The organism is Arthrobacter sp. Y3223166, from assembly GCF_059090935.1.
In genome coordinates, this window is sequence record NZ_JBNHGE010000027.1 from 13,668 (window position 1) to 36,737 (window position 23,070).

22 protein-coding genes are annotated in these 23,070 nt (G+C 68.0%); 4 read left to right on the forward strand and 18 right to left on the reverse strand.

Annotated features, from left to right (window positions below; all coding sequences use genetic code 11):
- Positions 1-27 precede the first annotated feature (27 nt).
- Positions 28-894 (reverse strand): glycerophosphodiester phosphodiesterase family protein, encoded by an 867-nt coding sequence (locus AC5RUH_RS12090; RefSeq protein ID WP_494128693.1) that lies wholly within the window; start codon positions 892-894, stop codon positions 28-30.
- A 256-nt stretch (positions 895-1,150) separates the two neighbouring features.
- On the opposite strand from AC5RUH_RS12090, the gene AC5RUH_RS12095 reads away from it, so the two are divergent.
- Positions 1,151-2,356 (forward strand): DUF445 domain-containing protein, encoded by a 1,206-nt coding sequence (locus tag AC5RUH_RS12095; RefSeq protein ID WP_494002340.1) that lies wholly within the window; start codon positions 1,151-1,153, stop codon positions 2,354-2,356.
- A gap of 109 nt (positions 2,357-2,465) precedes the next feature.
- Here AC5RUH_RS12095 and AC5RUH_RS12100 read toward each other — a convergent pair whose 3' ends face one another.
- The 4 genes from AC5RUH_RS12100 to AC5RUH_RS12115 all read right to left on the reverse strand — a co-directional run bounded on the left by AC5RUH_RS12100 (position 2,466) and on the right by AC5RUH_RS12115 (position 5,879).
- Positions 2,466-3,440 (reverse strand): 5-oxoprolinase subunit C family protein, encoded by a 975-nt coding sequence (locus AC5RUH_RS12100; protein WP_494128694.1) that lies wholly within the window; start codon positions 3,438-3,440, stop codon positions 2,466-2,468.
- Positions 3,441-3,443: 3 nt separating this feature from the next.
- Positions 3,444-4,052 carry a 5-oxoprolinase subunit B family protein gene (locus tag AC5RUH_RS12105; protein ID WP_494128695.1) on the reverse strand — a complete coding sequence of 203 codons (609 nt, stop codon included), beginning with the start codon at positions 4,050-4,052 and terminating at the stop codon, positions 3,444-3,446.
- Position 4,053: 1 nt separating this feature from the next.
- Complete coding sequence (locus AC5RUH_RS12110) at positions 4,054-4,875, reverse strand: LamB/YcsF family protein (protein ID WP_494128711.1); 822 nt, start codon at positions 4,873-4,875, stop codon at positions 4,054-4,056.
- Between the two features lie 68 nt (positions 4,876-4,943).
- Positions 4,944-5,879, reverse strand: a complete 936-nt coding sequence (locus tag AC5RUH_RS12115; RefSeq protein WP_494128696.1) for a hypothetical protein — start codon at positions 5,877-5,879, stop codon at positions 4,944-4,946.
- A 176-nt stretch (positions 5,880-6,055) separates the two neighbouring features.
- Between AC5RUH_RS12115 and AC5RUH_RS12120 the strand changes: the two genes are divergently transcribed.
- Entirely contained in the window at positions 6,056-6,304 is a 249-nt protein-coding gene (locus AC5RUH_RS12120) for a DUF6458 family protein (protein ID WP_494128697.1), read from the forward strand.
- 66 nt (positions 6,305-6,370) lie between these two features.
- On the opposite strand, the gene AC5RUH_RS12125 is transcribed toward AC5RUH_RS12120, so the two are convergent.
- Positions 6,371-6,772: a hypothetical protein gene (locus tag AC5RUH_RS12125; protein ID WP_494128698.1), complete on the reverse strand. Its 402-nt coding sequence runs from the start codon at positions 6,770-6,772 to the stop codon at positions 6,371-6,373.
- A gap of 210 nt (positions 6,773-6,982) precedes the next feature.
- The gene (locus tag AC5RUH_RS12130) at positions 6,983-7,213 is read right to left on the reverse strand and encodes a hypothetical protein (RefSeq protein WP_494128699.1); all 231 of its coding nucleotides are present in this window, start codon (positions 7,211-7,213) and stop codon (positions 6,983-6,985) included.
- 277 nt (positions 7,214-7,490) lie between these two features.
- On the opposite strand from AC5RUH_RS12130, the gene AC5RUH_RS12135 reads away from it, so the two are divergent.
- Positions 7,491-8,039 carry a hypothetical protein gene (locus AC5RUH_RS12135; RefSeq protein WP_494128700.1) on the forward strand — a complete coding sequence of 183 codons (549 nt, stop codon included), beginning with the start codon at positions 7,491-7,493 and terminating at the stop codon, positions 8,037-8,039.
- Between the two features lie 65 nt (positions 8,040-8,104).
- On the opposite strand, the gene AC5RUH_RS12140 is transcribed toward AC5RUH_RS12135, so the two are convergent.
- Complete coding sequence (locus AC5RUH_RS12140; protein WP_494109635.1) at positions 8,105-8,407, reverse strand: GNAT family N-acetyltransferase; 303 nt, start codon at positions 8,405-8,407, stop codon at positions 8,105-8,107.
- Positions 8,408-8,472: 65 nt separating this feature from the next.
- Complete coding sequence (locus tag AC5RUH_RS12145; RefSeq protein WP_494128712.1) at positions 8,473-11,901, reverse strand: bifunctional proline dehydrogenase/L-glutamate gamma-semialdehyde dehydrogenase; 3,429 nt, start codon at positions 11,899-11,901, stop codon at positions 8,473-8,475.
- A gap of 182 nt (positions 11,902-12,083) precedes the next feature.
- On the opposite strand from AC5RUH_RS12145, the gene AC5RUH_RS12150 reads away from it, so the two are divergent.
- A complete protein-coding gene (locus tag AC5RUH_RS12150; RefSeq protein WP_494128713.1) occupies positions 12,084-12,986 on the forward strand; it encodes a LysR family transcriptional regulator in 903 nt (300 codons plus the stop codon).
- A 38-nt stretch (positions 12,987-13,024) separates the two neighbouring features.
- On the opposite strand, the gene AC5RUH_RS12155 is transcribed toward AC5RUH_RS12150, so the two are convergent.
- The 9 genes from AC5RUH_RS12155 to AC5RUH_RS12195 all read right to left on the reverse strand — a co-directional run bounded on the left by AC5RUH_RS12155 (position 13,025) and on the right by AC5RUH_RS12195 (position 22,960).
- Positions 13,025-14,482, reverse strand: a complete 1,458-nt coding sequence (locus AC5RUH_RS12155; protein WP_494128701.1) for a glycosyltransferase family 2 protein — start codon at positions 14,480-14,482, stop codon at positions 13,025-13,027.
- Positions 14,483-14,591: 109 nt separating this feature from the next.
- Entirely contained in the window at positions 14,592-15,188 is a 597-nt protein-coding gene (locus AC5RUH_RS12160) for a hypothetical protein (protein WP_494128702.1), read from the reverse strand.
- A gap of 205 nt (positions 15,189-15,393) precedes the next feature.
- Positions 15,394-16,629 (reverse strand): saccharopine dehydrogenase family protein, encoded by a 1,236-nt coding sequence (locus AC5RUH_RS12165; RefSeq protein ID WP_494128714.1) that lies wholly within the window; start codon positions 16,627-16,629, stop codon positions 15,394-15,396.
- Positions 16,629-17,747 (reverse strand): C45 family autoproteolytic acyltransferase/hydrolase, encoded by a 1,119-nt coding sequence (locus AC5RUH_RS12170; protein WP_494128703.1) that lies wholly within the window; start codon positions 17,745-17,747, stop codon positions 16,629-16,631. Before AC5RUH_RS12170 ends, AC5RUH_RS12165 begins: the two co-directional genes overlap by 1 nt.
- Entirely contained in the window at positions 17,740-18,600 is an 861-nt protein-coding gene (locus tag AC5RUH_RS12175; protein WP_494128704.1) for an ABC transporter ATP-binding protein, read from the reverse strand. Before AC5RUH_RS12175 ends, AC5RUH_RS12170 begins: the two co-directional genes overlap by 8 nt.
- On the reverse strand, positions 18,597-19,487 hold the full coding sequence (locus AC5RUH_RS12180) for an ABC transporter ATP-binding protein (RefSeq protein WP_494128705.1): 891 nt from the start codon (positions 19,485-19,487) through the stop codon (positions 18,597-18,599). The genes AC5RUH_RS12175 and AC5RUH_RS12180 overlap by 4 nt, the downstream gene beginning before the upstream one ends.
- Entirely contained in the window at positions 19,487-20,362 is an 876-nt protein-coding gene (locus AC5RUH_RS12185; protein WP_494128706.1) for an ABC transporter permease, read from the reverse strand. The genes AC5RUH_RS12180 and AC5RUH_RS12185 overlap by 1 nt, the downstream gene beginning before the upstream one ends.
- Positions 20,359-21,300 carry an ABC transporter permease gene (locus tag AC5RUH_RS12190; protein ID WP_494001958.1) on the reverse strand — a complete coding sequence of 314 codons (942 nt, stop codon included), beginning with the start codon at positions 21,298-21,300 and terminating at the stop codon, positions 20,359-20,361. The genes AC5RUH_RS12185 and AC5RUH_RS12190 overlap by 4 nt, the downstream gene beginning before the upstream one ends.
- A 13-nt stretch (positions 21,301-21,313) precedes the next feature.
- On the reverse strand, positions 21,314-22,960 hold the full coding sequence (locus tag AC5RUH_RS12195) for an ABC transporter substrate-binding protein (protein WP_494128707.1): 1,647 nt from the start codon (positions 22,958-22,960) through the stop codon (positions 21,314-21,316).
- Positions 22,961-23,070 lie beyond the last annotated feature (110 nt).

Sequence of the window (23,070 nt, forward strand, 5' to 3'; positions counted from 1 at the left end):
AAGGGACCCGGTTACGGCAGCGGCTGTTCAGGCCGGTGCAGCCTGCAGCTGTCGGCGGACCGCGGCGGGCCGGTTGGTAGTGATTTCGCCGAAACCCAACTCGCGGCACAGTTCCACGTCCTGCGGGTCGTCCACCGTCCAGACGCGGAACTGCGTGCCGGCGTCGAGCCAGCGCCGGACGAGCGGCAGATGCGAGCGCACGTAATCGATGCCGGGTCCGGCCCAGCCTACGCGGTGCGATTCGATCAGGCCTTCGCCTTCAGACAGCGCCCGTCGCAGCAGTACCGCGACGGCGCCGACGGTCAACTCGCCCATCATCAGGCTGGCTTTAAGTTCTTCGGCGTCGATGTCATCCAGGAGTTGGCAGAGATACTGGCCCGGTATGTGGTCGGCCAAGTACTTCACGGCGTCCGGGTGGAAGCTCATGAAGGACAGCTGGATGTTGTCCAGCCGGGAGGTTTCCGGGTCCCAGCCCTCCGCCATCAGGTACCTGAGCACCTCGTCCTCCAGCTCCTGCCCGTACGGGCTGGGGTGCTTGAGCTCCACGGCCAGGCCCAGCGGCCGGCCGGCGTCGCGCATAAGATCCACCAGGTCGTCCAGTGTCACCAGTTGGTCGGCGGTGCCGCCGTACTCGACCGGAATCGGCGTGCCCTTCCACGAACTGACGTCCAGTTGCAGCAGTTCGTCCAGCGTGTGATCGGACACGTTGCCGGTGCCGGTGGAGGTGCGGTCCAGCGTGAAGTCGTGGAAACAGACCAGCCGGCGGTCTTTGGTCAGGTGGAGATCGCACTCGATCCCATCGGCCCCGTCGGCGATCGCCTGCAGGTAGGCGGCCCGCGTATTCTCCGCATACTGCTCACTGGAACCACGGTGGGCGTAGATCCTCTGGTGCATGAATTCACCGTACGCGATGACCGGACATACGGACCCGCCGTAGGGTTGACTGGTGGGTGAACGAACGATGATCGTTCAGCAATTCGGTTTCGGAGGCAACATGGGCACTCAGACGGGCGGCGGCGTCGCACCTGACACGGCGGAAGGGCGGACGGTCGGCTACGCGGCGCACAACGCCCCCGACAACCTCCCCGGTGGCGGAACGAGCCAGCTTGCCGTGCTGCCCGACAGCGTCCGTGCCGCAGGACTGCGGCGGATGAAACTGCTCGCCACGGGGTTGCTGCTGGTTCTGGCGGTGGTCTTCGTGGTGTCGTTCGCGCTGCAGGACCGCTACCCGTGGCTGAGCTATGTCCGGGCCGCGGCCGAGGGCGGAATGGTGGGTGCGCTTGCGGACTGGTTCGCCGTGACCGCACTCTTCAAACACCCGATGGGGCTGAAGATTCCGCACACCGCGATCATCCCGCGCCGCAAGGATCAGATCGGCGCCAGCCTGGGCCAGTTCGTGGAAGAGAATTTCCTGGCCGAGGACGTGGTCAAGGCCAAGATCGGGTCCCTTGGGATCACTGCCAAGGCCGGCCTCTGGCTGGAACGGCCGGAAAACACCGAACGGATTGCCCGCGAGGGCGCCACGGCCATCCGCGGAGCCTTGACGGTCCTCAATGACGAGGACGTGCAGGAACTGATTGAGTCGCTGGCCCGCCGGCATCTGATCGACCCGCAGTGGGGACCGCCGCTGGGCCGGCTGGCCGAGCACGTGCTGCGCGACGGCCACCACCTGAAGCTGGTGGATCTGCTGCTGGACCGCGCCGCCGACTGGGTACTGGACAACCAGGACACGGTGGCGCGGCTGGTGTCCGACCGCTCACCGACCTGGGTCCCGCCGTTCCTGGATTCGCTGGTTGGCGACAAGGTGCATCTGGAGCTGTACAAGTTCATCATCGCGGTGCAGGCCGACCCGGATCATCCGATGCGCCAGCAGTTGGACGGGTACCTGAACTCCCTGGCGCAGGACCTGCAGCACGATCCCGAGATGATGGCCCGGGTGGAGGCCATCAAACACAACGCCCTGGGCGACCCCGAAGTGCGCTCCCTGGCGGCCCGCACATGGGAGACGCTGAAAACCGCCCTGCTGGAGGCGGTGGAGGACCCCCAGAGCGGGTTGAGCCTGACGTTCAAGCGGGCGGTCGGAGACTTCGGCCACCGGCTGGCCACCGATGCGGAGCTGGCGGCCAAGATCGACGGCTGGATCGAGGAGGCCGCCGGGTATCTGGTCCGCACCTATCGCTCCCAGATTGCCGCCGTCATCACCGAAACGGTGGAGCGCTGGGATGCTCAGGAGACGTCGCGGAAGATCGAACTCCAGGTGGGCAGGGACCTGCAGTTCATCCGGATCAACGGCACCGTGGTCGGCTCCCTGGCCGGGCTGGCGATCTTCACGGTGGCCACCGCCGCCTTCGGTTAGCCGCGCGGCTGGGTGCCGCCCTATGGAGCATCCGCTCCAGTTCGTGACTGGTGCTCCGGTTCAAACCGGAGCACCAGTCACGAAACGGAGCGCAAGGACTACGTCGGGCCTAGCCCGCCCAGAGGAAGCGGATTCGTTGGCCGGGCCGGGCCTGGGCCAGCGCCGGGAGGTCGGCCGCTTCCACCACGGCCGGCACCGGATAGCCGCCGGTCACCGGATGGTCGGCCAGGAACACGGTGGGCAAGCCCGACGGCGGCACCTGCACCGCGCCGGTAACCATGCCTTCGCTGGGCAGTTCCCGGCCGACCGCACGCTGCAGCGGCCGGCCCAGCAGGCGCAGTCCGATCCGGTTGCTCTCGGGGCTGACCGCCCAATGGCCCAGCACCAGGCGCTGGCGGGCGTCGGCGGTAAACCAGTCCAGCCGCGGTCCGGGGCGGAGCCGCACGGTCACAACACTGGCGGGCGGCAGCGGCACCGGCGTCCAACGGGAATCGGCGGCGGGCCGTCGGTGGGTGGCGGGTCCTCGGCCCCGGCCGGCGAGCGCGGCGGCGGGGTTCGAGCCGGTCCGTCCGGCCGGTGGAACAGCCCCGGTCTGCACCATGTCCCCGTCCCGCAGCGGAGCCGGTCCCATGCCGGAGAGCAGGTCCGTGGCCGCCGATCCCATCAGGGTCTCGGCCACGATGCCGCCGGCCACCGCCAGGTAATACCTGAGCCCGGACGCGGCGGGGGCGATCTCCAGCCGCTGGCCGGCACGGACGCGGAAGGGCCGGTAAAGATTCGGTTGGTCCTTCCGCGGCCGGCCGGGGCCCGGGGACTTCGCCGCCGCGCTTCCCGGGCCCGTCACCGAAAGTTTGCCCGAGGCCCCGGTCACCGCCACCACGGTGTCGGCGTCGAACCGCAGCACAGCGCCGCCCAGCAGCAACTCCAGTCCCGCCGCGGTGTCAGGGTTTCCGACCAGGCGGTTGGCCGTGCGCAGTGCCCGGTTATCCAGTGCGCCGGACGGGCTCAGCCCGATCGCGGCATGACCCGGCCGGCCGAGGTCCTGCACCAGGAGTTGCGGTCCCGCCGTGACCACGGTGATCACCGGCTACACCGCCCTGAACCGCACGCGCGTTCCCGGCGCAATCAGCGCCGGCCACTCCCGCGCGGCGTCCCACAGCCGCTCATCGGTCCTGCCGATCAGCTGCCAGCCGCCGGGCGACGCGGAGGGGTAGATGCCGGTGAACTCGCCCGCCAAACCCACCGACCCGGCCGGCACCCGGGTCCGCGGTTCGGCCAACCGCGGTACCTGCAGCGGGTTCCCGGGTGCCACCAGGTAGGCGAAACCCGGCGCGAAGCCGGTGAAAGCGGCAATCCATTCGCACTGCTGGTGGCGCCGCACGACGTCCGCCTCGCTCACGCCCAGGATCCGCGCCACCGCCGGCAGATCCTCCCCCGAGTAGTCCACCTCGACCGTGACCTCGTCCCCGGTGGTGCGTGCGCCGCCGTCGTGCGGCGGGGTCTGTTCCAGCCAGCGGCGGACGACGGCGGCGGCCGCCGGGTCGTCGAAGGTCGCCAGGATGGTGCGGGCCGCGGGAACCAGCTCCGTCACGCCTGGCAGCGGCGCAACCGAGAGTGCGCTGTAGTGCGCCAGGACGTCGTCGAGGGTGTCGAATTCGGCGAGGAGGGCGCCCGCACCGAAGGGCAGGATCCGCACCCTACCGTCCTGTGGTGCGGGGCCCGGAGGGAGAGGGAACGGGTGCCGCGCCGGTGGCGCGGGGACCCCCGGCGGCGGGCGGGCGGTGGCCGGCAGCGTTGCCGGCCGCACCCGTGAAGGGACGCAGCGGAATTCCGGCCGCGGCCAGCCGTTCCCGGACCACCCGCGCCATCGCCACCGCGCCCGGGGTATCGCCGTGGACGCACAGCGAATCCGCCGCCCCGGCGCGGGCGAAGTTTACGGCCCGGTCGGCGATCTCCTCCAGGTCTTCCAGCAGGGCGCCGGGCTCGCCGCGCGGAATGAGTGTTCCGTCCGCCCGGTAGCCGCGATCCACGAAAGCCTCGCGGAACACCGGCAGTCCGGCGGCGGTCGCCAGTTCGAGCGCCGCGGATCCGGGCAGCCCGAGGAGGGGAAGCCGTGGCTCGAAGGCGCCGATGGCTTCGACCACCGCCGCGGCCTGGCTGCGGTCGTGGACAATCCGGTGATAGAGCGCGCCGTGCGGTTTCACGTAGGCCACCCGGGCCCCCGCTCGCCTGGCGATCCGGTCGAGGGCGGCCAGTTGGTCAGCGACATCGGCGGTAAGGTCGGCCGCGGCGACCTCCATGCTGCGGCGGCCAAACCCGGCCCGGTCCCGGTAGGAAACGTGCGCACCCACCGCCACCCCGTGCTCCACGGCGCGGCTGCAGGCGGCCAGCATCGTCTCGTCGTCGCCGGCGTGGTAGCCGCAGGCGATGTTCGCGCTGGTGATCAGCGGAAACATCGCGGCGTCGTCGCCCATCAGCCGACCGTCGACTGATTCTCCGAGATCGCTGTTCAGGTCGATGCCCGGCCGGCCTCCCGATTCGGCTCGGACCGCATCGCCGTGGCCGGCAGGTCCGGTGCCGGATACCGTCACGGCCCGGTCCCGTCGTCGGGTCCGCCGGCGGAGCGGCCGCGGGCATCGCCGTCCTGGTCCCCGGACGCCTCGAGGGCCGGCGGCGCCGTCCGCCTGCGGCCGGGCAGCCTCTCCAGCATCCGGGCGGCGACCCGGCCGGGCACGGCCGGCAGCTCGCCCAGGCGGTACCGGTTGTCGGTAAGGTCCTCCACCAGGGACATCGGCAGCACCAGCGGCGGTTCCCCGAAGGCCGTCCTGGTGGCGTCGATGACGCGCCGGCCCATCACGTGGTTGCCGGCACCACCGACGGCCGCGCCGATGCCGAAGGGGACCGCGCGGCCGAGCATCGCCGTCCCCTGCTTGGCCAGCAGTTTGGTCAGGAAACGCTTCTTCAGGCTGTCCACCAGCGAGCTGACCATGCCGGAGGGCATACTGCTGCCCACCGCGTTTCCCCAGGCCCGCGACGGGTTTCCGCCGCGCCCGCCGGCCTGCCCGGCGAACTCCTTGATCAGGGAGCTGCCCTCGTCGCCCATCAGGATGGCCATCACCATGGCCTGGGAGCGTTCGGGGTTCTCGGTATCGATGCCATGCAGTTCGGCGATCGACTGGGCGAACAGGGCAGTGGCTTCCAGGAAGCCCACGGTAGCCGCCGCGGAGAGGCCCAGTGCCGCCACCGTGCCCACGCCCGGCACGACGGCGGATGCCCCCACCGCCGCACCGCCGGTGGTCACCGCCGCCAGGTATTTCTTTTCCAACTTCGCGGCCAGCTCGGCCGGCGTCGCGTCCGGGTTCTTGCGCCGCAGCCGGTCCAAGTTGGCCAGCACCAGCGGCCGCTGGACGTCCAGCGCCTTCATGATGCCGGTCGTCACGCCGGGCTTTGGGTTGCCGTGCTTGTCGAAAGCCGCATCGGCGGCGACGCGCATGGCTGGATTGATCTTCCGTCCTCTGGCCACAAACCCTCCTGGAGCAATCAGCACCGTGATGGTGTTCCGGCCTTAAGCGTAAGTCACCGGTTGCGGGACGTTCCCCAAAACACCAAGTATGCTGACAAAGCACCGCGTACTTCCTGTACGACGGCCGGACGCAGCGACTGCTGCGCCGGCCGCCCAACCTGAAGGAGTTGCTGGCTATGAGAATCGGATCATCAATTGCCTTGATTGCCATCGGCGCAATCCTGGCCTTCGCCGTTGCCGACGTCGTGGATTTCATCGACCTGACGCTGATCGGCTGGATCCTGATGGGTGTAGGCGTGCTCGGCCTGATCATCTCCATCATCATGGCCATGCCGCGCCGCGAGCACCGCGTGACGGAAAGCCGCCGCATCGAGGACCCGCACACGGGCGAAACCATCCGGCGGGACGAAACCCGCGGCCTCTAGGCCCACAGGCTGAGGCAGCCGCTGCACGCGGGCCTCCGCGGCCCGCGTGCCGGCCGGCCTCGCCGATCAGCGCGGTTTTTTGCTGCCCAGCGCCACGAGCGACAGCACAATCCCCGCCCCGCACACCAGCGTGGCCAGGTACGCCAGGCCCACGCCGTCCTCGCCGCCCATGCCCAGCGTCAGGCTGAGCGGAAGCCAGAGCACCGCCCAGCCGAGCACTGCGAACAACGGCGCATACCGCTCCCCGCGCGCCGTCCACCGGTAGGCAAAAACCGCGAGGACAAAGACGGCGATGGCTCCGGCCAGGGCGAAGCCCGCCAACGTTCCGCCGCCCTCCGGGTCGTGCCGTGAGCCCAGCGAGAAGGCCGTCATGGTGTCGATGGCCACGACGATGACGCCCACGGCGATGGCGAACTGCAGGACGTTGCCGGCCTGGATCAGCAACATCCGCCGCACATCGGGCCTCATGCCGTTTTCCTCCCGTCGCTCCGCCCGCTCGGGGCGCCCTCTCCTGCCACCCTATATAAGGCACAGGGCGATATCAGGCCCAGGGCGCGCCGCCCAGCGGGCGTCGCCTTCAGGACCGGCCTGCCGCATACACGGTGGCCCGGTTGGACAGGGCAGTGCCCCGGCGGAAACTTCCACCGGGGCACCGGCCGGCGCCCTCGCGGGCAGGTGTTACCAGCGGACCTTTTTCTCGGGCGGACCCTGCCGGCCGCTGGCGTGCTTCGGCTTGTGGCTGTTGCCGATGCTGTGCCAGCCGGCCAGGTCGCCGGCGTTGACCGCACGGCGGGAAGCCAGCCTCGCCTGTTGGTCCTCGGTCAGTTTGGCCGCGGCGGCCGGAGCGAGGTGGATGGTTGGTTCACGGGATTCGGCGGGTTTTGGTGCCCGCGGATCGATGTCAGTCATGGCTCTCCTTCGGTATTTTCAGGAGCCTGCCGGGAACTGGTCCGCCGCACCGGTCGTCAAGACGGGACGCCACAACACCCGGAGCATCATCCGGGCGTGAGCGGGGGTGGGATCAGGGAACCACTCGCGAGGTACAGCCTCAGCAAGCCTTGTTTGGTTGTCGGCTTGACCGGTCCAAGACCTGGTTACTCGAAAATCAGAATTCCCATGGCGCACAGCCTAACAGCGCCGCCGGGCATCCGGTAGATTCAAGCAAAGGCCGGCGAGAAGGGGGACCATGTCCGCATCACAGTTCGACCAGCGGTACGACTCGATCTACCAGCGCGGCGGCGAAACGGCTGGCATCCCAACGACCGGCACCCCGCGGACCGCGGCGGCCCGGCCGGCGGCGGCCACCCGGCCCGTCACCCCGCCGGACACCCGGATGAGCCCGGCATTCCCCACGGCCGCAACGCTGGCGGCGCCAGCGACGGACCCGCGCGGCGACAACCCCACAGCCCGGTCGACGGGCATCGCCGAAGTCATTCCGCCCGACGCCGTCGTGACGGCGGGGCCGGCAGGTGCGGCACCTATCCGCCGGACGGTTAATCCGTTCCTGGGGGCGATGTGGCTGCTGGGCGTGGGGCTGGTCGGGTTCGGGGCCTGGGGTTCGATCGCACCCCACTTCATTGAGATGGACGCCCTGCTCGGGACCACCGGCATCTACGGGCCGCCCTGGATTTTCGTCTTTAGCTCCGTCGCGCCCATGATCCTGGTCGCCGGGCTGCTCACCGTCGTCGGCACCTTGGCCTTGCATGCCGTGAGCTGGATGCGCCGGCACCCCTGACCCCGCCGCACAACCGGCGGCGGCAACCCGCCCGTGCGCGCGGCGGATCCTACGCGCGGCGGATCCTATTCGGGGCTTTCGGGCCACTCGACGTGCGGCTCGTACTCCGGGTGCCTGTGCAGCCAGTCAGCGACGTACTCGCAGTACGGCACGATCTTCCTCCCGCCGGCGACCACGTCGTCCAGCGCATGGCCCACCAACCTTCCGGCGAGGCCCCGACCGGCGAAGTCATCGAACACCCGGGTATGGGTGAACGCCACGGTACCGCCGTGCGCCTGAATCTCGGTGTACCCGGCCAAGGATCCGGCGGCCAGCACCTCATAGCGCCTGAGGTCCTCGTTCAGCCGGAAAGAGAGGTCGTCAGCCATAGCCCGAGCCTGACACACGCGGGCGGCGGTGCAAATACACCGCCGCCCGCATCGGCTGCCGCCGGCTAGATCAGGCCGTCGGCCAGGTGGTTGGGTGTGCCGAAGCGGTGCGCGGTGATGCTGACGGCCTGCTCGTGCAGGAACGGCAGCATTTCCACCCGACCGGCTTCGGTCACGTCGTGGGCGTAGACCGCAACATCCGGGCGTCCGCCGGTGGCGACGGCAAGCGCCTTGGCGTCGCCGCCAATCAGCCGGATCCGCCCGGCTCCGAGCCGTGGCACCCGGGCCAGCCAGTCGGCGTCGTCCTCCACCGTCACGGCAAGGTCCAGCTCCGTGGCCACGGCCCCCAGTGCCGCGGGGAGCTCGACGGCGGTGGACACCGTGACCTCGGATCCGGCCCGCACGGCGGCGGCCAGCACGCGGACCAGCTTGGCCAGCGGCTCGCCGTCGGACAGCCGGACCGTGACCGGCACGGGCAGGTAGCGGAACACGTTGCGCTCGGCGGTCAGGCCGGACACGTCCTTGGCCGCGCCGAACTCCGCGGCCCAGGCGGCCGCGTCCGAGTGCAGCGAGCGTTCCAGCCCGGCGAGCTCGTCCGCGGGCAGCGCCTGGTTCGCGCGCCGGGCCGCCTCCAACAGCTTCGCGGCCGCTCCCGTGATCTCGGCGGTGGCCGTCGACGGGGCGGTCTCCCAGTCGCCGAGCCCGATCAGGTAGTTCGGTCCGCCGGCCTTGGTTCCGGCTCCCACCGAGGACTTCTTCCAGCCGCCGAAGGGCTGGCGCCGCACGATGGCGCCGGTGATGCCCCGGTTCACGTAGAGGTTGCCGGCCTGGATGTTCTGCAGCCAGTAATCCAGCTCGTCCCGATCCAGTGAATGCAGGCCCGAGGTCAGGCCGTACTCGATGTCGTTGGTGATGGCGACAGCCTCTTCGAGCGTTTCGGCGGTCATTACCCCGAGGATCGGGCCGAAGAACTCGGTCAGGTGGTAGCGCGAGCCGCGCTTCACCCCGGTGCGCACGCCCGGGCTCCAGAGCTTGCCGGTCTCGTCCAGCCGTTCGGGCCGGATGAGCCAGCTCTCGCCGGCGCCCAGCGTGGTCAGCCCGTCCAGCAGCTTGCCGTCGGCCGGGGCGATGACCGGGCCCATCTGGGTGGCCGGATCCTGCGGATAGCCCACCTTCATAGAGGTGACCGCGTCCACCAACTGGTTGCGGAAGCGCGGCGACGTGGCGGCGGATCCCACCAGGATCACCAGCGAGGCCGCGGAGCACTTCTGCCCGGCATGGCCGAACGCGGAGTAGGCGACGTCCCTGGCGGCCAGGTCGAAGTCGGCGCTGGGCGTGACGATGATGGCGTTCTTGCCCGAGGTCTCGGCCAGCAGCGGCAGGTCCGGGCGGAAGGAGCGGAACAGCTCGGCGGTCTCGTAGGCGCCGGTGAGGATCACGCGGTCCACCTCCGGGTGCGAGATCAGCTGCCGGCCCAGTTCGCGCTCGCCCAGCTGCACCAGCTGCAGCACATCGCGCGGCACCCCGGCTTCGTCGAACGCCTCCCACAGCGCTTCCACCATCACGGCGCCGGTCCGCGCCGCCTGCTTGGCAGGCTTGATCACGACGGCGGAGCCCGCGGCCAGCGCCGCAAGGGCGCCTCCGGCGGGGATCGCCGTCGGGAAGTTCCACGGCGGGGTGACAACGGTCAGCCTGGACGGAACGAATTCGGCGCCGTCCACCGTGTCCAGCATGCGCGCCAGCTCGGCGTAGAAGTGCGCGAAGTCGGCGGCCTCGGATACTTCCGGGTCGCCCTGGTCAAGGGTCTTGCCGGCCTCGGCGGCCATGACCTCCAGCAGCCGGGCGCGGTGGGCATTCAGTTTGTCGCCGGCCTTGTGCAGCACCTCGGCTCGTTCGGCGCCGCTCATCGCGCCCCAGCTCTTGGACTGCTCGACGGCCGTGGCGATCACCTGCTCCAGCTGCGCTTCATCCTTGACCTCGGCGCCGGCAACGGTATCGATGCCAAGCCTTGAACCGGGGACGCGGGACAGGATCTCCCGGCCCCAGGCCAGGTTGGCGGGCAGGGACGGATCGGTGTCCGGGATGTTGTCGAAGGAATCGACGGGCCGGGCCGGTTCGGGCTTGGTGCGGTCTTGCTGCCGGTTCGGTTCCGGGACGTCGTCGTCGAGGTTATCGAGCGAGGCGAGGAAGCGCTGCTTCTCGCGCTCGAAGAGGTGCTCGTTCTTGCTCAGCTCGAAGACTGCGGACATGAAGTTCTCGCTGCTGGCGCCCTCTTCGAGCCGGCGGATCAGGTAGGCGATGGCCACGTCGAACTCGCCGGGGTGGACCACCGGGGTGTAGAGCAGCAGCGACCCGACGTCCTTCTTCACCGCCTCGGCCTGGCCCTGGGCCATGCCCAGCAGCATCTCGAAGTCGATGGCCCCCGCCAGGTGTGCGATGCCGCGCTGCTTGGCCAGCAGCCAGGCGAAGGCGACGTCGAACAGGTTGTGACCGGCGACGCCGATCCGCACGTTGCCGATCCGGTCCGGGTGCAGGGCGTAGTTGATCACGCGCTTGTAGTTGGTGTCCGAGTCCTGCTTGGTTCCCCAGGTGGCCAGCGGCCAGCCGTGCAGCGACGCCTCCACCTGTTCCATGGGCAGGTTGGCTCCCTTGACCACGCGCACCTTGATCGCGGCGCCGCCGCGGGCACGGCGGGCCGCGGCCCACTCCTGCAGCCGGATCATGGCCTTCAGCGCGTCCGGCAGATAGGCCTGCAGCACAATGCCGGCCTCCAGCTGTTCGAACTCCGGCTTGTCCAGGATCCTGGTGAAGACCGCCATGGTCATCTCCAGGTCCTTGTACTCCTCCATGTCCAGGTTGATGAACTTAGGCTTCGGGGACCTCGCGGCCTGCCGGTACAGCGGCGTCAGGCTTTCGACGACGTGCTCCACCGCCTCGTCGAAGGCCCAGTGCGAGTGCGGTGCCACGGTAGAGGAGACCTTGATGGAAACGTAGTCGACGTCGTCGCGGGCCAGCAGGCGTTTGGTGCCTTCGAGCCGGCGTTCCGCCTCGCGGCTGCCTAGGACGGCCTCGCCCAACAGGTTGATGTTCAGCCGGACGTCTTCCCGGCGGATCCTGGCGATGGCCGGGCCCAGCTTGGCATCGGTCGCGTCCACGATCAGGTGGCCCACCATTTCGCGCAGCACCCGCCGGGCCGCCGGAATGACCACGTGCGGGAGGACCGGGGCCATGGTGCCTCCCACGCGCACCGCGGCCCGCATGTACCAGGGCAGGAAGGCCGGAACCTTCGGTGCCAGTGCGGCCAGGTTGCGGGCGGCAACGCGCAGGTCCTCGGGGCGGATCACACCGTCGACGAATCCCACGGTGAAATCCAGCCCGTTCGGATCATTCAGGACGCCGGCCAGCTGGCGGGCGGAGGCGTCGGCGGGGACTTTCTCGGCCTCGGTCAGCCAGTGGCGGACCAGTTTGATGGAGTCGGCGGCGAGGTCGGCCATCTGCTCATCGGGCAGGTTAGTGGTCTGCACCGGAGCCTCCTTCAGGGCATCGTTCACGGCAGCATCTGTCCCTTCAACGAAATTGCAATGTTCCCTCAGACCAGTATGGAACTAGACTTCGTGAAGCAAAAGCGATCTTTTCCGACCGATAATCATTGGTTTTACTGATGAATGGAGTTGCCGTGCTGGATGTCCGGAGACTGCGCTTGTTGCGCGAGGTCAAAGTCCGCGGCACCTTGGCGGAGGCGGCCGCCGCGCTGAGCCTGAGCCCGTCATCCGTTTCCCAGCAGCTGGCCTTGCTGGAAAAGGAGGCCGGGGTGGCGCTGCTGCGAAAGGCCGGACGCCGGGTGCAGCTCACGCCGCAGGCCGAGATCCTCGTGGTGCACACCGAGTCGCTGCTGTCCACCCTCGAGCAGGCCGAAACGGACTTGGCGGCGTCGCTGACCGCGGTGACCGGACCCGTCCGGCTGGCGGCGTTCCAATCGGCGGCGCTGGCCCTGCTGCCGGAGGCCCTCACCGCCATGCGGCAGCGGCACCCGGACGTGCGGATCGAGATGGTCCAGCGTGAACCAGAGACGGCGCTGTACGAGACCTGGGCGCGCGACTTCGACCTGGTCATCGCCGAGCAGTACCCCGGCCACGCGGCGCCGCACCATCCGGAGCTTGACCGCCAGAAACTGACCAGCGACGCTATCCGGCTCGCGGTACCGCCCGCCGCCGTGGCCGGAACCGCCGTCACCTCGGTCGACGACGCCCGGAGGCTGCCGTGGGTGATGGAACCGCATGGCGCAGCTTCCCGGCATTGGGCGGAACAGGCGTGCCGCCAGGCCGGATTCGAGCCGGATGTGCGGTATGAGACGGCCGACCTGCAGGCGCAGATCCGGCTGATTGAATCCGGCAACGCGGTGGCGTTCATGCCGGACCTGGTCTGGACCGGCCGGGACACCACCTGCCTGCTGCTGGACCTGCCGGGCCTGCCGCGGCGCACGGTCTTCACCTCGGTCCGCCGCGGCTCTGCCAACCGACCGGCCATCCTGGCGTTCCGGGCAGTCCTGGAGGCAACGGCCCGGGAAATCGCGGCCTGAGGTCCGGGCCGCCCCGGCACCTCCGCTAGGCCCGCGCCCTACGCCGCGGGCTGTTTGCGCTGGTCCAAGCTGAGGTTTCCATGCACCGTGGCGTAGGCGCGCAGGCCTGCGGCAATGTGCGGCAACCCCTTCTCCGGTGCCAGGATCCTGCGGGCCGGACCGGTTATGCCGTCCAACCGGAGCTGCACGAACAGGTCCACCAGCACCGGGCCCAGGCCGGCCAGTTCGCTCCGGGGCAGGACGGCACGGTAGCCGCCGCCGTCGTCCCTGACGTCAAAGCCGAGCTCGGCGTCTGTCCCGCGGGCGCGTGCCACGAGCCGGACCGATTCGTACTCCGCCGCCGGTTCGAACACCAACCCGAACGACACGGACTCCCCGTCGAGCCGGGGCTGCAGGGCCCGCGGCGTCGGTTTCAGCGCTTCCTCGGTGGCGGCCAGCTTGAGCAGGCCTTCCGCATCCCGTGCCCGGACCAGCTGCGAGCGCTGCCGGTAAGGAAATGACAGCTGCTCCTCCAGCCGTTCCGGAATGTGTTGGTCCACGAAGGCGGCATGGGCCGCCACCCACCGCTGCCGCGTGCCCGGCGCCATCGACCGGTAGCGGTCGGGCACGTAGAAGCGAAGGAGTTTGCGCCGGTACAGGTCCAGCACCAGCAGCTCAGCATGTTCAGGGTCCGGATGGTTCTCCCGGATGATCCGCGCGATTTCGGCGACGGATCCGGTGTACCCCTCCGGGATGGCGCGCTCGGAGCTGATGTTGGTTCCGTCGTCGCGGGTGCGGATGAAGTAATAGTCGTAGTCGGCCGCGATCGCGTTCCTCCGGGAGGCCAGGTAGCAGCGGGTGAGCATCATGCCGTCTTCCAACCGGACTTTGCCCTCCGGGAAGCGGATGCCGTGTGTGTCCAGCAGCTCACGCCGGATCAGCTTTTGCGGTGAGAGCGTGCCCAGGATTTTGCGCACGGGCACGTCCGGCACGGTCTCGGTGAAGAGCGAAGACTGCACGCGTCGGCCGCCGATTCCGACCATGCGCGGGGCCAGCACGTCGACCTGGTACTTGTCGGCAAAGTCGACCATCCGGCGCAGTGCTTCGGGCCCCAGCTTGTCGTCCGCATCGCAGAAGAAGACGTAATCGGAACTGCTGGCGGCGATCCCTACGTTGCGGGGCTTTCCCGGCCAGCCGCTGTTCTGTTGATGGATGACCCGCCAGTTCGGATGCCGCGCGGCGTACTCGTCCAGCAGCTTGCCTCCGCCGTCGGTGGAGCCGTCGTCCACGGCGATCACCTCGAAGAGCGCCGAGTCCAGGTCCTGTGCAACCAGCGATTCCAGCAGCTCCCTCAGGTAGGGCAACGCGTTGAATACCGGGATCACCACGGCCACCCGCGCGGTCTGCGCACTGGCCGTCGGCCCGGAGTCACTCTCGCGCACGCGAAACTGCCCCGCGCGCGCGGCAATCCGTTTCAGCTTGCGCCGTGCGCCTGCCAGTTTGTCCTTGATGGCCACGCGGTCCCCTTCGATCGGCAGCAGTTAATGCATTCTGCCACTGTGATCGAGCTGAATGACGGTGAGAGGCGGAATCGTGACGGGGTGGACAGGGTGGTAAGTACTGCTCTCAGCTGTAGAGCGCCAAGAGCGCGGCCTGCTGTCCGCAGATCAAGAGGACGCACAGGACAGCCATCGCAACGGCCGATTTGTTCCAACTGGTGACGACTGCGGGTCCCGGTGGCGGTTCGGAATTCGGGAGGCTGGACCTGGATCTTGTCCACAGGCGGACGAGCGGATGCTGCTCCAGCCCCTGCCGTTGACCCGAAGAGGTAGTTCGGTCCCATGGGGTTATCGTGGCCGGTCCCACTGACGCACTGTGCTGGTTGCCGGCGGCCCGCGCATTTTGAGGAAAGGGTGCACCCCAGCTTGTGTAGGTCTTGGCCCCGGTCCTGATCCTCACGGCACTGCGTACGCTGACGTCATCAACGACGGCAAAGGGAATGGCGTGGGACCGAAAGCTATTGGTGATGAGAACGGAGTCGTCATCATAGGCAAGGCGTGGAATCCACAGGAAAATGTAGGCGAACGAAGCTGCCAGCAAAGGCCACACTATCCATCGCAGGAGGGATTCTTCCTGCGCCTGGGCGAACAGCAACACGAGCGCCGCCGCAGCGGAGACCCAGATCAGGATTGCAGTCCACATGGCCGACTTTTCCTTGAGCACGCTCCGCTTTGGCTCGGTCCGTGAGTTTGTTGCCATACGGTATGCCCCGTCCCCTTTGACTGCTGCCGTTACTGCATTCTGCCATCCCTCTCGCCGATGCATGCACGCCGCCGCGGATCACGGACGTTGCCCATGGACTTGTCCCAAACCGGGCGGGTAATTCCCCGTCTCTAACGGATTCACCTGCGGCCGGCATGTAGAACTCCTATACCGCTTCCTCCCGCATCCCCCACGGGGAACCGTAGCCCTCGGGTGCGGGCGCCGACATCAGGTCCAGGAAGGGTTTGGCGTCGAACGCCTCCGGGCCCAGGACGCCGGCTCCGCTCCAGACGCCCGAGGCCAGGAGTTCCAGGGCGATGATCGGGTTCAGCGCCGTCTGCCACACCACGCACTGGCTGCCGTATTCGGCCATGGTGTCGGCGTTGTCGGCGACATGGTAAAGGTAGGTCCGCCGCGGGGCGCCGTCCTTGTCCTTGCCTGTCACCAGGACGCCTGCGCATGTCTTGCCGGTGATCCTGGGCCCGAGCGTGGCCGGATCCGGCAGGCAGGCGGCCACGACGTCCCGCGGGCTCACGGATGTTCCCTTGACGTTGACCGGCGTGGTGGAATCGAGGCCCAGCTTGTGCAGGACCTTGAGCACCTCGATGAATTCATCGCCCAGCCCGTACTTGAAATTGACCTTGCCGGCATCCAGCCACCGGGGCATCAGCAGGACTTCCTCGTGTTCCACGTTGACGCACTCCACGGGGCCGATGCCTTCGGGAAAATCGAAGACTTCGGGGTCGCTGAAGGGCTCTGTGGTGCTCCAACCGGTCTCGGCGGAATAGATCACCGGCGGGTTGAGGCATTCCTCGATGGTGGTCCAAATGGAGAAGGACGGCGCGAAATCGTATCCCTCGACCTTCAGGTTGGCGCCGTCGCGGACGCCGATCTCGTCGATGACGGAGAACAGGTAGTCCTGGGCGTACCGGGCCAGGACGTCGGAGAGTCCCGGTTCCACGCCTATCCCGACCAGAGCCAGCCGCCCGGCTTCCTCCCACTCAGCGGCCCGCTCGAACTGCTGGTCCCCCAGCTTGACGCCGGTGAGCTCATAGGGTCGTTCCGGGTGCGGCGTGGACAGTGACATTGCCATGTCCAGATAGGTGGCTCCGGCGTCCGCGGCACCCTCGAAGACCGGCATGACGAAACGGGGGTCAACGGCGTTGAGCACGTGGGTGATGCCGTGGTCCCTGATGGCACCGGCAACGGCCTCCCTGCTTGACGCGTCCAGGGCAATCGCGCTGAACCGTCCGCGCCGGCCCTCCGGCAGCGCCTCGACTACGGCGCGGGCCCGTGCCGGGTCGTAGTCCGCCAAAACGAAGGCCTCAAAGAATTCCCGCCGGGCGGCAATGCCTGCGGCGGCGCCGCCCACTCCGCCTGCTCCAATACACAGAATCCGCATCATGCTCCCTTGGGGGTGTCTTGGCTGTTGCTGCCGGCAGGCTCGGGACTCAGGCGGAACCAGCTGTTCGTCGTCACGTCGGTGGGCGCGCCCGGTGACGCGAGCAGGGTGCCGGCCGCCGGGTCAATGCCCACGGTTGCCAGGGTCGCCCAGCGGGAGCCCAGGCCGGCACCCGGGGTCGGCACGCAGCACAGTTCGGCCCCGTCACCGGGAACCGAGCACAGGTAGGGCACGAGATCCTGCGGCTGACGGGGCTGGAACGCAGCGCTGACCCGCCTGTCCAGCAAGTCGATCCGCTGCTGGGAGTCCGGCTGGTACAGCTCGGTCTTCTCCCCCTTCGCCAGCCTTGGGGCCAGGAAATGGTTGGTGTGCAGCAGGTGACCGCCGGTCGGCTTGATCACCTCGGCCCCCTCGGGGCTGAGCTCCACGATTGCTGCGCCGGCCCTGGTGACCACGGTGATGGCGCTGGAAGTCTTGACCGGTGCGTCGAGGAGTATGTCCACGGCCTCGTCCAGCGAAGCTGCCGCGTGCAGTACCTGCGCGGCTGCGATGTGGACGGGCACCGCCCCCGGACTGTCCTGCCTGTGACCCAGCACGTTCAGGTGCACGCCGACGCCGGCGTCGTTCAGGCCGATCTTGGCGAGGATTCCGTACTCCGTCAGTCCCACGAACCGGCCCTGGCTGGTTTCAACCGACTGCAAGTGCCAGGCGGCGGCGAGTTCTTCGTGCCAGTCCCAGGTCTGCAAGGAGAAAGGCCGGGCTCCGGCGCTGACGACGGTAGAACACTCCCCCGGCCGGGCCCGTTCCGAGAGGGACAGGATTTCGGTCCGGGCATTAAGGGCGCTGACCTTCCAGACGGGCAGGCCCGCTCCCTCCGCGGTGCCGCGGATCTCGGCCGCGAGGTGCGTCGCCCAGGCTTCAGTGGCGGCCAGGCTGCGGGTGGCTTCCCGCTCCACGACGGTTTCGCTGATGCCGTGGGCCTCGAACAGTTGGCGGTAAACGTCCCAGCAGCCGGCGATACCGCTGCGTCCTTCGGTGCCGCGCTGCACGCCCAGCTGGCGGGGGTCCCCGCCTCGAAGCGTCAGCACCTGCGGGATCGTGCCTGCGGGGTCAGTCAATGTCGTGCTCCTCATCCAATGTCGCGCTGTCGCGGCGCCGCGGCTTCCAGCCGGGCCGCGGCGCGCTGTCGATCAACCGTCGGGTGTACGGGTGTGCCGGGCTGTCGAGGATCTGGTCGGCAGTGCCGGCTTCGACGATGACCCCGCGGCGCATCACCACGATGGAGTGGGCTATCTGGCGTGCCACCGCCAGGTCATGCGTGATGAAGAGATAGGTCAGCTGTTTTTCCCGCCGCAGCTGTTCGAGCATCCGCAGGATTTGCGCCTGGACGGTGACGTCCAGCGCGGAGACGGCCTCGTCGAGCACGATGACCCCCGGCGATGCCGCCAGCGCCCGCGCTATGGCCACGCGCTGCTTCTGCCCGCCGGAGAGTTCGTCCGGGAGCGCGGACATGTGGGTTTCGGTCAATCCGACTTCCCGGAACAACTCGAGGCAGCGCCTGCGTCGTGCTGCCGGGTCCAGGGAGGTGTGGGCCTTCAACACCTCGGCAACCGCCTCGGAGACCGGCAGCCGGCGGTTCAACGACCCCTGCGGGTCTTGGAAGACCATTTGGACGTCCTTTGACCGTTCCCGCCGGATTCGGCGGCTGGTCCGCGGGCTGACCGGTTTGCCGTTGAGGAAGACGGACCCGCTGTCCGGGGTTTCCAGCCCCACGAGCATCCTGGCCAACGTGCTCTTTCCCGAACCCGATTCCCCCACCACGGCCAGGCAGTGTCCGCGCTCGATGGCCAGGGACGCGTCTTTGACGGCGTGGACGTGCGTGCGGTTACGGCCGGAACCAACGGTGAACTTCTTGTTGAGTTTGCTTATGACGACGGCGGGGGCCGTGGGCTGCGTCTGCACGCCGGTCATTGCTTCACCTCTCGGGATGCCTCGCGGCTTGGTGGACCGGGCACGTTTGTCCCGGCACGAGGTCCGGCCTGCGTTTGGGGGTCGTCGCCTGTCCCGGCGTCGATGCGGTGATCCAGGCTGGGCTTGGCCGCGACCAGCTTCCGGGTGTATTCGTGTTCCGGCCGGTTCAGCACCCGGTCTGCGGGGCCGGATTCGACGATCCGGCCGCCCGACATGACGGCGATACGGTCGCACGCCGCCGCGGCCAGGTCCAGGTCGTGGGTCACGAAGATCATCGCCATGCCTGCCTCGGTCCGAGCCTCGTCCAGGATGGCCATGACGTCGGACTGCGTCGTGACATCGAGCGCCGTGGTCGGTTCGTCCGCCAGCAGCAGCTCGGTGCCCCTGGCCACCGCGCCGGCAATGACGACCCGCTGGAGCATGCCGCCGGAGAGCTGGTGCGGGTAGGAACGCAGGCAGCGGGCGACGTTGTGGATGCCCACCTGCTCGAGCACGTCCCCGGAAAGCCGCAGGGCTTCCTGGGCGGTCGCTGCAGGCCTGGCGGCTTGGATGCCTTCCACCAGGAATTTGCTGACCGGCAGCACCGGATTCAGGGCGGCCTGCGGATTCTGGGAGATCATCGAGACGGCACCGGCCCGGAAGGCGCGGAGCCGCTCGCCGGAGTACGCCAGCGTGTCCTCCCCCTTGTAGAGGACCCTGCCGGCAATGTCCGTCCGCGGCGGCAGGGTCTGGAGGATCGTCCGCATGGTCATCGATTTTCCAGAGCCGGACTCCCCCACCAGGCCGACGGACTCGCCCTTCTCCACCACGATGTTGATATCGGACAGCAGCGTCGTCCGGCGGTGCTCCGGCCCGATCTTCACGGTGACGTTCGACAGTTCGAGCATTAGATCCTCCCTGCTGCCCGGCGCCCGCCGAGCTTTTCGCCCAGGAATCCCAGCGCGGCAACGGTCAGCACAATGAGCAGGCCTGCGTAGAGGCTCTCTTGCGGGTAGCCGGCCAGAAGTGAGGACTGGCCGGAGGAAACCATGAGGCCCCAGTCCGCGTCGGGCGGTTGCACGCCAAAGCCGAGGTAGGACAGGGCGGCGAGGTCGATCATGCCGTAGCCGAAGTTGATGCTCATTCCCGTCATGACCTGCTGTTTCACGTTCGGCAGCAGGTGCCGCACGGTGATGGAAAACCCGGAGATACCCTGCAGCTCCGCCGATTTCACATACGGCAGATTCCGCTCGCGCAGGGCCACGCTGCGGATCACCCGGGCGGTATACGGGGTGAAGCCGATCGCCAGGGCAATCACGGCGGTCTCCACTCTCGCGCCGAACACCGCCACCGCCAGCACGGCCAGCAGCAGGTTTGGAAACGCGAACAGAAAATCCAGGACCCTGCTGATGAGGTTGTCCACCCAGCCGCCGAACCAGACGGCGACCAGGGCAAGGGTGCCGCCCATCACGGCGGTGAGCACGGCGACGGCGAGGGCGGCGAGAATGCTGGAGCGGGCGCCGGTGGCGAGCCGGGAGAACAGATCCCGTCCGGCCTGGTCCGTTCCGAGCCAATGCTCGGTCCCGGGAGGAAGATAGCGCTCCACGACGTTGCCGGCCGTCGGATCGAACGGTGTGAGGGCCGGCCCGATCAGGGCGAACAGTCCAATCAGCACCACCCAGCCCAGGCAGATGGCCGTCAGGACATCCGGCTTCAACCGGCTCTTCCGTGACGGGCTCCGCTTCAGTGCCCCGGAGCGTCCGGTTTCTTCCAGCGTGCTCATGACGCCGCCCCCAAACGCACCCTCGGATCGATCACGACATAGAGCAAGTCGACGGCCAGGTTGATGAGGCCGAAGGCCACGACCATGATCAACGACACTGCCTGCACCACCGCGAAGTCCTTCTGCTGCACGGCCGCCACCAGCAGTGCGCCGATGCCGTCGAGTGTGAACGCGTACTCGACCACGAAGGCGCCGGCCAGCAAGGCGGCGACGTGGACGCCGGAAACCGTTGATACGGGAAGCATCGAATTGCGCAGGACGTGGCGCCGTATGACGATCCGTTCCAGCACTCCCCGGGACCGCGCCGTCTGGGCGTGCTCGGACTCGCGCTCTTCCTTAACCGCGGTGCGGGTAATGCGCGCGACCACCGCCAGCGAGGGAAGCGCCAACGCCAACGCCGGCAGGGTCAGGTGATGGAGCCTGCCGGCCAGGCCCTCGCCGGAGCCGAAGACCGGAAACCAGCCGAGCATGACCCCGAAGACACTCATCAGCAGCAGTGCCGCGAAGAATGTCGGTACGGCAAAGCCGAGATTCGATCCGAAAAGCACCACGTTCTCCAGCCAGCCCGGCCGAAGTCCGGCCAGGCAACCGAGTCCGATGCCGCCAATCACGATGATCAGCGCGGCGTAGAGGGTGAGGGACAGTGTGGTGGGCAAGCGGCCCGCGATGAGATCGGCGACTTCCTGGCGGTTGGCCAGCGACTGGCCGAAGTCCCCCTGGACAACACCCCACAGCCAGTTGAAGTAGCGGACCAGAAACGGGTCGTCCAGGGAGTACTGCGCCCTGATGGATGCCAGTACCTCCGGCGTCACGGTCCGGCCTTGCACCAGGAACTGCTCGGGGCTTCCTGGTGCAAGGTACAGTCCGCCAAAGACCGCAAAGCTGGAGGCCAACAGGATCGTTCCCAGTGCCAAGAGCCTTTTGACGATATAGATCATGACGGCTTTTTCGTTACTCCGCGGCGCCCAGGTCCGCACCCCAGGGGTAGTAGAGATAGACGAAGGACGCCGGTACGCCCGTCACCCGCTCATTCAGGAAGAGCCGTCCTGCCGGATCGACGATGGGCAGCCAGGGCAGGTCGGCCATGGCCAACGCCTCGATTTCGGCGACCTTCGCGGCACGCTCCGTGTCGTCGGTCAGAACCTCCGCCTCGGCGATGAGTTTCTCAATCTCCGGGTTGCTGTAGTCGGAGAAGTTCTGCGACCCGCCTTCCTTCACAATGGTGCGCAGGAACACCAGGGGATCCGGAACGTCCATGTAATTGGTGGTGACGAAGGCGCCGTGCCCGGCACGGGCCTCGGGATCCGAGAAGAAGGCGCCGAATTGTGCGCTCGGCACGCCCTGGGGCTTGACCGTCAGCCCGATTTCCTGGCCGGCACGCGCCAATTCGGAAATGATGTCCGCGTAGAAGGACCGTTCGCTCGGGTACACGATGGTGATCGGCTCGCTCAGGTCGGCTTCTGCCTCCGCGAGGATTTTCTTGGCCTCCTCGACGTTCGCTTCAACCGGCGGCAGTTTTTCGCGCGCTGCGCTGAAGACGTCGTCGCCGTAAGACCAGCCGCCGTCGGGAATCAGGGACCGGGACGGCATGGCCGTGCCCTCGTACACCGTCTCCGCCAACGCCGATGTGTTCGCGGCGGTCCACAGTGCCTTCCGCACAGCAGGATCGCCCAGCGGGCCGTCGCCTGTGGCGATGATGGCCGAGAGCTGCAGGGACTTGCCGAGAATCAGCTCGCCGTTGGTCGCAGACTGAAGTTGCGGTACCGCGCTGAGCGGGACGTCGTAGGACCCGTCCACTGCTCCGGACGCTAGCGCGTTGGTGATGGCCGCGGGGTCGACGATGAACTGGATGTCGAGGTTCTGCACCTTGGGCATGCGGTCGCTGTTCCAGTAAGCATCGTTCTTGGCCAGGGAGATGCTCTGGCCGCTGTTCCACTGGTCAACCGAGAAGGGCCCGGTACACATCACGCCCTCCTGCGGCGTGCCGAACGCTTCGCCTGCCTCTTTGCGCTGTGCCTCCTGCACGATGACGCCCAGCGGTGTGGCCATGTAAGAGTTGAACGTGACGTCCGGAGAGCTCAGGCTCACGGTCACTTCGTACTCGCCCGTGGCCTTGATCGATTCGACGTTGCCGCTGACCGCGTCGCTGGCCCAGTAGCTGCCCTCGTCAGGATCCAGGTGCCGGTTCAGGCTGAAGACCACGTCCTGGGCGGTCATCCGCGTGCCGTCCCAGAAGGTCACGTCATCCCGCAGCTGGTAGATGTACGTCTTGCCGTCGACGTTCTCGAACGATTCGGCAAGGTTGGGTGCAATTGTGTAGTCCGGTTCCATCACCATCAGGCCTTCGCACAGGTTGGCCACGACGGTGTTTTCCGGGTAGTTGAAGGCCTTGATTGGATCCAGTGACGCCGGTTCGCCGAACGGCAGGTTCCAGGTGACGGTATCCAGTTCGCCCGCCGCCGGTTCGGTGGTGGTCTGCAGTTCCCCCAGGCCGCTGCCTGCCTCCGCATCCGGCGCGGCCGCTCCGCCGCCGCCGTTGCTGCACGCGGTCAGCAGCATCGCGAGGGCCACCGACGTGGCCAGCGTGACTTTCTTCATCCTGCAATCCCCTTTGCTTCACAGTGTGTGGTTCCGATGGGACGCTTGCTCTGCGTATTCCAGTAAGCTACGGGGATAAAACCTTTTATATAACGTTTTAGTTGTTCTGT

Excerpts from the sequence above, each read along its gene's own strand:
- AC5RUH_RS12120 (WP_494128697.1), top strand. The coding sequence starts at position 6,056 with ATGAGAATCGGATCATCAATTGCCTTGATTGCCATCGGCGCAATCCTG.
- AC5RUH_RS12180 (WP_494128705.1), bottom strand. The coding sequence starts at position 19,487 with ATGCTCGAACTGTCGAACGTCACCGTGAAGATCGGGCCGGAGCACCGC.
- AC5RUH_RS12140 (WP_494109635.1), bottom strand. The coding sequence starts at position 8,407 with ATGGCTGACGACCTCTCTTTCCGGCTGAACGAGGACCTCAGGCGCTAT.
- AC5RUH_RS12125 (WP_494128698.1), bottom strand. The coding sequence starts at position 6,772 with ATGAGGCCCGATGTGCGGCGGATGTTGCTGATCCAGGCCGGCAACGTC.
- AC5RUH_RS12130 (WP_494128699.1), bottom strand. The coding sequence starts at position 7,213 with ATGACTGACATCGATCCGCGGGCACCAAAACCCGCCGAATCCCGTGAA.
- AC5RUH_RS12095 (WP_494002340.1), top strand. The coding sequence starts at position 1,151 with ATGAAACTGCTCGCCACGGGGTTGCTGCTGGTTCTGGCGGTGGTCTTC.
- AC5RUH_RS12145 (WP_494128712.1), bottom strand. The coding sequence starts at position 11,901 with ATGGCCGACCTCGCCGCCGACTCCATCAAACTGGTCCGCCACTGGCTG.
- AC5RUH_RS12195 (WP_494128707.1), bottom strand. The coding sequence starts at position 22,960 with ATGAAGAAAGTCACGCTGGCCACGTCGGTGGCCCTCGCGATGCTGCTG.
- AC5RUH_RS12135 (WP_494128700.1), top strand. The coding sequence starts at position 7,491 with ATGTCCGCATCACAGTTCGACCAGCGGTACGACTCGATCTACCAGCGC.
- AC5RUH_RS12175 (WP_494128704.1), bottom strand. The coding sequence starts at position 18,600 with ATGACCGGCGTGCAGACGCAGCCCACGGCCCCCGCCGTCGTCATAAGC.
- AC5RUH_RS12090 (WP_494128693.1), bottom strand. The coding sequence starts at position 894 with ATGCACCAGAGGATCTACGCCCACCGTGGTTCCAGTGAGCAGTATGCG.
- AC5RUH_RS12190 (WP_494001958.1), bottom strand. The coding sequence starts at position 21,300 with ATGATCTATATCGTCAAAAGGCTCTTGGCACTGGGAACGATCCTGTTG.
- AC5RUH_RS12165 (WP_494128714.1), bottom strand. The coding sequence starts at position 16,629 with ATGCGGATTCTGTGTATTGGAGCAGGCGGAGTGGGCGGCGCCGCCGCA.
- AC5RUH_RS12185 (WP_494128706.1), bottom strand. The coding sequence starts at position 20,362 with ATGAGCACGCTGGAAGAAACCGGACGCTCCGGGGCACTGAAGCGGAGC.